The sequence below is a fragment of the Alloalcanivorax venustensis ISO4 genome, from assembly GCF_015356855.1.
In the GTDB taxonomy this organism is placed as follows: Bacteria; Pseudomonadota; Gammaproteobacteria; order Pseudomonadales; family Alcanivoracaceae; genus Alloalcanivorax; species Alloalcanivorax venustensis.
The window spans coordinates 1-9,538 of sequence record NZ_ARXR01000058.1 but is presented as its reverse complement, the minus strand read 5'-3'; the positions used below and the strand labels follow the sequence as shown (position 1 = coordinate 9,538).

The window sequence follows — 9,538 nt, the reverse complement described above, 5'->3', positions numbered from 1 at the left end:
AGATCAACCATTTAATCCGTATACCCATTATTTTTTGACATCGCGTGCCAAACAAAAAATTTATGGCGACTGGCGCCCAGGTCTTTGCCCGAACCACTTACCTCATTCGTCGCTTCATGGAGGCCGAAGGGATCACCCATGCCGGCTTGAACAAGAGGCTCGATGACGCTTGTCGATCCGAACGCATTCCCATCGAACAGTGGTGGCAATTGCTGGATGAATTGGCCGTGGTCAGCGGCGACCCGACGGTAGGTTTGCGCGTTGGTCGTTACGCTCAGGCACAGGATGTTGGCGTTCTCGGTTATCTGGCCGCCAGCTGCGAAACATTGGGTCAGGCGCTGCAACGGCTCCAACGCTTCCAGGTTTTGCTGCACGATTTGTCCTTTTCCTGGATGCGTCAACAAGGGCACGATCTGTATTTTGGCTGGGCTGGCGAGCGTGGTCCTTCCACGGCGGCCTCAAATGATGTGCTGGTTTCCGCTTTGCTGACTGTTTTGAATTCACTGACAGCTCCGCAGCGTGTGCGGCCGTCACTGATTGAGTTTCCCGATTCGCAACCGGCAGATGCCAAACGGCATGAAGAGCTGCTCGGCTGTACGGTTCATTTTGATTGCGAAGCCCTGGCGATGAAATTGCCAATCAGCCTGTTGAAGTTGCCGATCAACAGCCGAGATGCCCATCTCTGCGAAATTTTGGATCGCAAGGCTGACGCGATGGTACGCAGCCTGTCGGCGTCTGATGAATTTCTCAACACCTTTCAGCGAGCCATGATGACCGGCCTGGAAGAGGGCGAACTCAGCATGGCCTGGCTTGCGAAGAAGCTGAATATGCCCTTGCGCTCCCTGTACCGTTCTCTTCATCAGCGTGACCAAACCTACAAAGGGCTGCTCGACAAGTTGCGGCAGGAACTGGCCAATCAATATCTGGCCGATCCCGCTCTTTCCTTGAGCGAGATTTCACTAATGCTGGGGTATTCCGAACAAAGTGCGTTCAGCCGGGCCTTTCGTAACTGGACGGGTAAAACTCCTTTACAGGTTCGCAAAGCACTGAGCCGTAGCCAATGAGCTACGAACGAGTTGGTTGAAGCGAGGAATCCTCGCGTCTGCACCCGACTAGCGAGGCAAGATTGCGGTTAATGGCTGAGCCAGTATCCACAGCCCGAATACGGTGAAACTGACCATGAGGAGGGTATAGGACGAACAAACGCTCTTTTTCGAGTAGGCAACCGTAGCCGAAGTCTTGTCAACGGTCGAACTTTGGGGTGTGAGCGAGAGATCTGATCATCCTGCACGCGTGATTTGGAACTGTTTCAGCCACTGGGAACATCCGGCACGGCGATTTCCTATCCCCGACGCGAACAGATCCCTGCCACTCGATGCAGCATGACGGTCTCGCTGGGTGCTAACTGTGCAGTTGCGGCAATTTCTGCTGCCATGGTGGGCCACGCACTGCTGGCCTGTGATAGGCCTGCGGCATCGCGCCTTGCTCTTCCAGGTGGTCCAGGATTTTCTTGATGGCGACCGGATCTTCTATGGCAGCTACGATCTTGACGGCGCCGCCACAGGCATCGCAGGTCTGAACATCCATATCAAAGACGCGCTTCAAGCGCTTGGCCCAGGTCATCGCCGCATGTTTCTCAGCCGGCGTCTTCTCCGCTGACTCAACGCCGGGCCTCTGTCTCCCCCTGCCCCGCTTGGCCGGAGTCACCTGCGACCTCAACTTGCTGTTGGGTGCAAAGATTCCATGGAACCGTGTGAGATTAACGCGCGGTTTTGGAACCAGTGCCGCCAGCCGCGCCAGAAAATCCAGCGGTTCGAAGAACACGTGGGTGGTTCCGTCCCGGTAGGGTGTCTTAAGCTGGTAGCGCACCAGACCGTTGCTGGTCAGTGACAGCCGTTTCTCGGACACCGCCGGGCGACTGATGTAGCGGCAAAGCCGTTCCAGTTTGTCGCGCTGGTCAGCACGCGCCGAGACACCGGCATGCAGTGAGAAGCCGCCGACTTTTCCGGCCTCTTCACCGAATGGTGGGTCATCCGCCGGCAGCGTCTGCAGCGTCATCACCTTGCGTCCTGCATTCGGCCCAACCGCGATTCGGTACGTGATGGAGTGCCCCATCACGCTGCTCATGGGGTCTTCGTCGACATCTTCGCCGGCCAGCCAGCTGTTTTCGGCGTCACGCTCGATAAGCCCCTGCCGCTCCAGATATCGGCCCACCCGGCGGGCGATCTTGTCTGCCAGTCCTGTCAGCTCGGCACTCGTCGGTGCCTTCACCCAGCGAAAACGCAACCGGCCATCCGGACGCTCAACGTACACACCGTCCAGAAACAGCATGTGGAAGTGAACATTGAGATTGAGCGCACTGCCGAAGCGCTGGATCAACGTGACGGCACCAGTGTGCGCACTGCCTCGTGTGAAACCAGCTGATTGAATCAGGTGCGTCGAGATCACGCGGTAAACAATGCCCAGGACCTTCTCCATCACCTCTGGCCGGCTGGCGAAAAGGAATCTCAGCGGAAATGGAAAGCTCAGAACCCACTGCCTCACCGGCTGCTCTGGAAAGACCTCGTCTACAAGAAGTGCTGCCGCTTCCGCCATGCGCCTGGCACCACAGCTGGGGCAGAAGCCTCGACGCTTGCACGAAAATGCAACGAGGCGTTCAGCGTGGCAACTGTCGCAGCGCACACGCAGGAACCCATGCCCCAATCGCCCACAGCGCAGAAACTCATCAAATTCCCGGCGTACATACGCCGGCAGCGCCCTGCCCTCACAGGACATCCGCTCAGCAAACGCCGGGTAGTACTCCTCCACGAGCTTGTAGAGCAGCGTTTGCTCGGGCCGGTGGCGCTGGTAACTGGGCGCATGCACCTTCGCCTGCGCCGAACATGCTGATCCGATCTCGCATCACCCTGGCCTTCCTCGATAAGGGTTTCAACGAAATTCTTGGGTTGACCCGGACGCGTGCTGCGGCGTGCGAATGGCAGCTTTCAGGTACTCAGAAAGTTACTTGTCCCCGAACAGGACTGGCGGCTTTGTTCTGTAACCGGACTGCCGCCACTGATCTACTGGTAGTCGGCTATGCGCCCAAACTAGCTGCTGAATCAAGCTTTTCTTGGCCAGCCCAGGCGCCGGGATGCCTTGCAGACTCGGCGGCAGGATCAGTGCTGCCAGAGCGCCAGGTTCGGCAGGCGGCACGGCCTGCACCTCGATGATTATGGCGTCCAGGGGCGCACCCGCCTTGCCGGGCGCCGACGCACGCTCTGCACGCAGGCGTTCCGCCGTGGCAAACAGGTCGAGCAGGCCGTAGATCGCGGCGCGCTGCGCACCCGGGTAGTCGACGATGCCGATGGTGATCGGCGTGGCAATGGGGGTAGGGATGGTCCGCGCCTCCGGTTCTGCAACGGGATCTACAAGCGCTGGCGTCATGGCGGAATCAACCCGTTGAATGTCAATTCTGACTATGGGCTGATGGTGGTCCCGTGCCTAAGCTGCGGTCAACCTGAATCCATGACATGCCCAAAACGGAGTTTTCCGAATATGAATGCAACCCGGTTGTTGCAGTGGTCGCTGCTGGCCTGCACCGCATATTTCCTGGCGATGAGTACCGCGCACTTCATCGGTTTCAAGGTGCCGGTGCTGTTCGTCTACTGGGATGTGCCGTCCAACCACTATCAGGACATGATCATCTCGTTCTGCGCGTTCACCTACGCCACGCTCAGCTTTGCTGCCTATCGCCACCGCGTCGCGGTGCCGGCGCTGCTGGTGGCGCTGGTCGGCACCGTGCTGGGTCTGTCCGCGGTCAACAGCTCGGCGGCGCTGGCGCAGATGATCGACGGTGGGACGACCACGGCCTACTGGCTGCAAACCGGAATGATCGCCGGCCTGCTGATCTGGCTGGTCGTGCTCTACCGGCTGTCCAGAGCAAACGTACCCGCGACGTAAAAACTGCACGTTGCCCGCACTCAGATCAGAACGCGATGCCGAGGATGCCATTGGTCCAGCCACGCCGCCGCTGTTTCCGCCCGTCAGCGAATGCGCAGGGCCGCCGACAGCTAAGTCGCTCGAATACGTTGGCAATCGTCTGTCGATGAGCCCCCTTGGATCGAGCGCTCGGCTGCATCTCGGCCGGGTGGATGGACGCTCCACGAGCCGATCGTGACTTCAGGGCGATGTCCGATCCAGAGCGGAACAGTCGGCGATCTGAGCATGCAGTGGTGGCGTGCACGGTCAATTCCGCAATGGATATCCCACGCCGTCCACTGAATCCGGTCGTCTTCAGAGACCGATCACGCTGAGGTGCCGCTCGCGAAGAAATTATTGCCAGAAGCGTGAGTTTCCCGCCTGCGACCAGCTAATGCGCTGCCATTCGCCGCCGACCTTTTTGAGTGGGTGGTTCACCCGGTCCGGATCGTGATGCAATTCGCCAATAGCGGCGCCCTTGATGCAGGCATAACCTTTGGAAACCGGGTGGGTCTTGTCCGGCTTCACGGCGACAACCTTCTCGCCGTCCAGCGTGACATCTAGGCCGCAATGGGCTTCGCAAATCCGGCAATAGGTTTTTTCAGTGCGCATCTTTCTCCCCGGTTTCGATTTCACTCCCGTGAGTATAGATGGCCACATCCACGCCCCGGCTACCAAATACTTGGAATTCCAGGCTTGCCAACTGGATTTCTCAATTGACCATCGTTCAAATGCTGAAGCTCCGGCAAGATGGTCGCCACCTCAACGCCACGGGCAAAGCCCTGGAGACATCATGCAACTTTGTACCTGGCTGTCCTTGGCCTTTATCGCGATCTGGGCCGGCATGCTGCAGACCGACATTTCGAACCTGGCGACCTTATTTACGGTGAATGCCGCCGCGCAGTTGACCCTGTTTACCTTGGTCGCCTGCATTCCGTTCTGGCGCACACAGCGTATTTCCTACGTGGATATCGCCTGGCCTTTTGGGGTGGCAACCATCGGGCTTTGCATATTGTTGTTTGGTGAAGGTGACACGCTGCGTCGGCTGGTCGTTGCGGGTGTATATCTGTTCATCGGTCTGCGCATGGGTGTAGGCGCCGTCGTCATGGCCTACAAGACCGGTGTGATTTTCAAACACGAGTTTCCGCGTTATCAGTATCGCCATATGGTGCTGGAGCAAAGCGGAACCAAGCACGTCAAGCTGCACATGCTGACGGAGATTCTGACACAGGGTTTCGCGAACATGTCCGTGCTGGCCATTCCGGGCTTTTTGATGGCGATTAACCCGGAAAGCAGCCTTTCGCCCTGGGAAATCGCCGGCCTGCTTCTTTGGGCAGCGGCGTATATCCTGGAATCCGTCGCTGACAGCCAGAAGCTGTTGTTCATCTCTCGCAAGAGCGGCGATGTATGCAACATCGGCCTGTGGAAATACAGTCGCCACCCGAACTACTTCGGTGAGTGGCTGGTCTGGACGGGGCTGGTGTTGGCTACGGTTCCCTCCTGGTTGGCCATGCAGTCCATTGAATCGAGCCCGGTGTGGTGGCTTGCCGGAGTGGGTGCTGTAGGTGCTTCGGTGATGATGTTCATCACTTTGGTCTTCCTGACCGGGGCCATACCGGCCGAGTACTACTCGGTTCAAAAACGGCCGGGTTACCGGGAATACCAGGCGCGGACCAGCATTTTCTTCCCTTGGTTTCCTAAGAAATCGACCTCCGCATAAGCGTCGGGAAAGCTCATACGGCGTGTGCCCCTTGTGAGGCTTCCGGATAACCCGGGAGAGGGGCACGCACTTCGGGTACGGCTTTGCGTTAACCGCTCTTCGGGGTTGAGTCGCCTCGAATCCCGTGCTGAAGGATCAGTGCACACAGCAGCACAACACTCTCGAAAACCAGCAGGAACATGACGAAATCATTCGGCTGGCCATCAAGGATCAGGCTGGATAGCCGGCCAGCAACCAGGCCGCCGAGAAAGGCTGCGCAGAACCACAAGGCGTGCCGAGTCAGGCTCGCCATCAGGGCTCCAGCGAGCATCATGCAGCCGAATGTGAAGTGCATGCCGCCGTAGATGGAGCGCAGTTCGTTGGCGGCCGTGATCGATTGTGGTGACAAATCCTGGGAGGCCAGCGACGCTACGGGGTCGATTGTGGTCTTGATGCCAATGAGCATGAATGCGATGGCATTAAGGACGAGGAAGATCTTGGCAGCTTTATTCATTTCTCAACCGGCTCCGGATGGCGCTCGACTGTCCAGGTATGGACGGGGATGTGGCCCTCGCGCTCCCATGACGGCGGCTTCCAGAAATGCTTGAGTCGCTCTCCGAGCGGGCCGGGTGCCATCGCGTCGCGGAACATGTCGACAAACTCATGAAGGTTCATGACAAACCAGTTATGGCTTTTGATCTGCCGCGGGGTGCCGTATTCCACTTTTTCCTGTTCCGGTTCATAGGTGCCGAACAGGTGGTCGTACAACATGATGACGCCGCCGTAGTTCTTGTCGATGTACTGCAGATTGCGGCCGTGGTGAACACGATGATTGGAAGGGGTGTTGATCCACCATTCGACCCAGGGATGGAATTTGTGCACGGCTTCGGTATGCACGAACCACTGAAAGGCCAGGTTGGCGCCAAGCAATCCCAGTATCAGCTCTGGCGAGAACCCAATGAGTACGGCCGGAAGGTAGAACATCCAGGTGCCGACGATGCCGTTCAGAATGCTCTGGCGCGCCGCGGTCGACATATTCATGTTTTCGCCGGTGTGGTGGGCGACGTGCTGGCTCCAGAACCAACGCACTCGGTGTGCGGTGCGGTGAAACCAGTAATAGCAAAGCTCCTGCACAAAAAACGCCAGAACGATTGTTCCTAAATTCATCGGGATCGTGAAAAGGCGATGCTCCCAGACCACCGTAAATAACGCCGCCACGAACAGAAGGTTCATTAGCGCGCCGGATACGTAATAACCCGCTCCTAAAGAAAAGTTAGCCAACACCTCCGAAAGCCAGAATGGCTTTCCCTTACTCAGAGCGGCGTCGCCCGTCTTGCGGTAGGTGTATAGCCACTCGAGCAGAAAGGCGCTGATGAAAACAGGAATCATCGGGATCAGAATCATCTCGTTCAGCGTGGGCTCACGCCCAAAAAGTGCGGTCAAAGCGGTAACCAGCGGCTCAAACAGGGAAGCCATGTGCGTTTCCTCAAATGTTCTGCGATGAGAGGAAGTTTGCGGTGGTTGCTGGCCAGCGTCTTGACCTTTGCTTATTATTTTGGGTATTCGGATTAAATGGTTGATGGGGTGCTCTTGCCCCACCTACTCGGTACCACCCTCAGATGGTTGATAGATCGACCCCGTAGTTGAGCTCCTCTGCGAAGTCCGGTAGTCCGTAACCGATGGTTTTCTTGTAGAACGGAGAGACCTTCGCAGTGGGTGCCTTCTTTTTGTGCTTCGTGGTGTAGAGCATTCGTGCCCGCATCACCTCGAAGGAGTAACCACGCCCTTCACGGTTCTTGTCTTTGGCCAGTCGGTTGATCGACTCCGTGTAAGCGTTGGTGACGGGCATGTCCGTCTCGAAGTAGGTCATGATCTCTTCGCGCCAGTTGCCGACAGCCCTGACCAGATCGCCCCAGACTTCCTTCTGGCCTTTCGGAATGGTGGCTATCCACTCGTCCAGGGCGGCTTCTGACTGGGGCCGTGTGGTGGCGTCCCAGATGCCGTAGAAGCGTTCCTTGTGCTCGTAGGCGGCCAGCAGTTGCGGGAATGCGCCTGTCCAGGTCTCCATGATCAGCCGTTCCCGATCTGAAACTTCGTGAGCGCGTTTCAGCAGGATCTTCCGGTCGCCCTTGAGGGTTCGGCTCTGGGAGGGTTTCAGCTCCTTTCTGAGGCCCTTGCGCACCTTCTCCAGGGCATCGTTGGCCATGCGTACCACATGGAACTTATCGACCACGATGCGGGCCTGTGGCAGCACGGCCTTGACCGCTGCCCGGTAAGGGTTCCACATGTCCATGCTGACGATCTCGACCTTCTGGCGGTCTTTCAGCTTCATCAGGTAGTTGGTCACCACGTCCTGACGGCGGGTAGCCAGCAGGTCGAGCAGGGTTCGCTCCTCGATGTTGGTCAGGATGCAGCGGTAGCGCTTGTTCAGGTACAGCTCGTCGATGCCCAAAATGCGGGGCGTCTCGAAGCGGTGCCAGCGCCCCAAGAACTCGGCGCGGGCGTTGAAGATGTCGCGTACCGTCTTCTCGTCCAGACCTGTCTGTGCCGCCACGAAGGTGTAGGGGTGGTTGAAGGATTCCTTCTCCACGTATTCATGCAGCCGCAGCGTCATACGGAAGCCGTCCACCATCTCCGGTAGCTGGGGCCTGAAGGTTGTCTTGCAGGCCCGGCAGGTGTACCGGCGGCGGACCACCCAGAGGGTGACCCGCTTGCCGTGGATGGGCAGATCACGATAGGGAACATCACGCTTGCCGAACCGCACGAACTCACCCTGCACGCCGCATTCCTCGCAAGCGACGGGATCGGGCGCGTCCACCTGGAAGTGCATTTCGTCGTCGGTTGATTTGCAGCCCAGTACTTGGTATTGCGGCAGGGGAAGAATGTTGTCGGGAAGTTCGGTCATGGTGTTGTATAGGCGAAGGTGTCAGTCAGATCCATCCGACTCGGCATTGGTGTTTGTTTTTTTACCCAAAAAGCTGCCGGAAACGAAAAGTAAGGCACCGAGGACAATTGCAATATCAGCCAGGTTGAAGGCCGGCCAATGCCAGTCTCGCCAATAGAAATCAAAGGAATCCACAACATAGCCACGAAAGACCCGGTCAATCAGGTTGCCCATGGCGCCACCGAGGATAAGACTGTAAGCGATGGCTTCTCCTTTATGACGATTTTCAAGGATCAGCTTGATCAGAAAAATCGAGACCGCCACCGCGATCCCGATAAAAAAGTAGCGCTGCCAGCCTCCACCATTCGCAAAAAGACTGAATGCGGCACCGGTGTTCCATAGGTGCACCCAGTTAAAGAACGGGGTCACCGAAACAGACTCGCCATAGGCCATTGATTGCTGCACCAGCCACTTTACAGCCTGATCAGACGTTGCCAGCAGGCCCGATATGGACAACAGGGCGTACGGCGAGAGCTTTTTGCCAATAATGAGCATTATTTAACCCTTGAGCGCCAGAATGCGCCTGGCACCGTTAAGCACGACGAGCCCCGCGATGGTGCCGATAATTAGATCCGGATAATTGGAACCGGTCCACGCGACCAGGGCGCCGGCGGTGATGACCCCCAGGTTGATCACCACGTCGTTGGCCGAGAATATCCAGCTTGCCTTCATGTGCGCCCCGCCCTCCCGATGTTTGGATATGAGCAGCAGACAACTGGTATTGGCAATCAATGCGACGAATGCGATAGCCATCATCACCAGCGATTCAGGCTCACTACCGAATACAAAGCGTCTCACCACCTCTATGAGTACGCCCACAGCCAAGATCAGTTGCAGTACACCAGCAACATGCGCGGCACGTAACTGCATTCTCACGCTATGTCCAACCGCATAAAGGGCGAGCCCGTACACGGCCGCATCGGCGAAATTGTCCAGGG

At 57.6% G+C, this 9,538-nt stretch carries 11 protein-coding genes; 3 read left to right on the top strand and 8 right to left on the bottom strand.

Going from position 1 to position 9,538, the window contains the following annotated elements; all coding sequences use genetic code 11:
* The first annotated feature begins 44 nt into the window (after positions 1-44).
* Positions 45-1,064 (top strand): AraC family transcriptional regulator, encoded by a 1,020-nt coding sequence (locus ISO4_RS16405; RefSeq protein WP_157375829.1) that lies wholly within the window; start codon positions 45-47, stop codon positions 1,062-1,064.
* 337 nt (positions 1,065-1,401) lie between these two features.
* Here the strand turns inward: ISO4_RS16405 and ISO4_RS16400 are convergent, their stop codons facing one another.
* Both ISO4_RS16400 and ISO4_RS16395 read right to left on the bottom strand, forming a co-directional pair.
* Entirely contained in the window at positions 1,402-2,895 is a 1,494-nt protein-coding gene (locus ISO4_RS16400; RefSeq protein WP_142950192.1) for a transposase, read from the bottom strand.
* A 105-nt stretch (positions 2,896-3,000) separates the two neighbouring features.
* The gene (locus ISO4_RS16395; protein ID WP_142950193.1) at positions 3,001-3,423 is read right to left on the bottom strand and encodes a type 1 glutamine amidotransferase family protein; all 423 of its coding nucleotides are present in this window, start codon (positions 3,421-3,423) and stop codon (positions 3,001-3,003) included.
* A 111-nt stretch (positions 3,424-3,534) separates the two neighbouring features.
* Here ISO4_RS16395 and ISO4_RS16390 point away from each other — a divergent pair, with 111 nt between their 5' ends.
* Positions 3,535-3,939, top strand: a complete 405-nt coding sequence (locus tag ISO4_RS16390) for a hypothetical protein (protein ID WP_142950194.1) — start codon at positions 3,535-3,537, stop codon at positions 3,937-3,939.
* 372 nt (positions 3,940-4,311) lie between these two features.
* On the opposite strand, the gene ISO4_RS16385 is transcribed toward ISO4_RS16390, so the two are convergent.
* Positions 4,312-4,569: a hypothetical protein gene (locus tag ISO4_RS16385; protein ID WP_194856920.1), complete on the bottom strand. Its 258-nt coding sequence runs from the start codon at positions 4,567-4,569 to the stop codon at positions 4,312-4,314.
* A 181-nt stretch (positions 4,570-4,750) separates the two neighbouring features.
* Here ISO4_RS16385 and ISO4_RS16380 point away from each other — a divergent pair, with 181 nt between their 5' ends.
* Entirely contained in the window at positions 4,751-5,677 is a 927-nt protein-coding gene (locus ISO4_RS16380; protein WP_008930548.1) for a DUF1295 domain-containing protein, read from the top strand.
* 88 nt (positions 5,678-5,765) lie between these two features.
* Here ISO4_RS16380 and ISO4_RS16375 read toward each other — a convergent pair whose 3' ends face one another.
* The 5 genes from ISO4_RS16375 to ISO4_RS16355 all read right to left on the bottom strand — a co-directional run.
* On the bottom strand, positions 5,766-6,170 hold the full coding sequence (locus tag ISO4_RS16375) for a DUF4345 domain-containing protein (protein ID WP_008930547.1): 405 nt from the start codon (positions 6,168-6,170) through the stop codon (positions 5,766-5,768).
* Positions 6,167-7,132: a sterol desaturase family protein gene (locus tag ISO4_RS16370; RefSeq protein ID WP_194856919.1), complete on the bottom strand. Its 966-nt coding sequence runs from the start codon at positions 7,130-7,132 to the stop codon at positions 6,167-6,169. The genes ISO4_RS16375 and ISO4_RS16370 overlap by 4 nt, the downstream gene beginning before the upstream one ends.
* Before the next feature lie 139 nt (positions 7,133-7,271).
* Positions 7,272-8,561, bottom strand: coding sequence for an ISL3 family transposase (locus ISO4_RS16365; RefSeq protein ID WP_194856918.1), 1,290 nt, complete (start codon positions 8,559-8,561; stop codon positions 7,272-7,274).
* A 21-nt stretch (positions 8,562-8,582) separates the two neighbouring features.
* Complete coding sequence (lspA, locus tag ISO4_RS16360) at positions 8,583-9,095, bottom strand: signal peptidase II (RefSeq protein ID WP_068518357.1); 513 nt, start codon at positions 9,093-9,095, stop codon at positions 8,583-8,585.
* 3 nt (positions 9,096-9,098) lie between these two features.
* A partial coding sequence (locus tag ISO4_RS16355) for a cation transporter (RefSeq protein ID WP_194856917.1) occupies positions 9,099-9,538 on the bottom strand: 440 nt, incomplete at its 5' end.

Coding starts and splice junctions, on each gene's coding strand:
- lspA (WP_068518357.1), bottom strand. CDS start 9,095: ATGCTCATTATTGGCAAAAAGCTCTCGCCGTACGCCCTGTTGTCCATA.
- ISO4_RS16375 (WP_008930547.1), bottom strand. CDS start 6,170: ATGAATAAAGCTGCCAAGATCTTCCTCGTCCTTAATGCCATCGCATTC.
- ISO4_RS16395 (WP_142950193.1), bottom strand. CDS start 3,423: ATGACGCCAGCGCTTGTAGATCCCGTTGCAGAACCGGAGGCGCGGACC.
- ISO4_RS16390 (WP_142950194.1), top strand. CDS start 3,535: ATGAATGCAACCCGGTTGTTGCAGTGGTCGCTGCTGGCCTGCACCGCA.
- ISO4_RS16370 (WP_194856919.1), bottom strand. CDS start 7,132: ATGGCTTCCCTGTTTGAGCCGCTGGTTACCGCTTTGACCGCACTTTTT.
- ISO4_RS16380 (WP_008930548.1), top strand. CDS start 4,751: ATGCAACTTTGTACCTGGCTGTCCTTGGCCTTTATCGCGATCTGGGCC.
- ISO4_RS16385 (WP_194856920.1), bottom strand. CDS start 4,569: ATGCGCACTGAAAAAACCTATTGCCGGATTTGCGAAGCCCATTGCGGC.
- ISO4_RS16365 (WP_194856918.1), bottom strand. CDS start 8,561: ATGACCGAACTTCCCGACAACATTCTTCCCCTGCCGCAATACCAAGTA.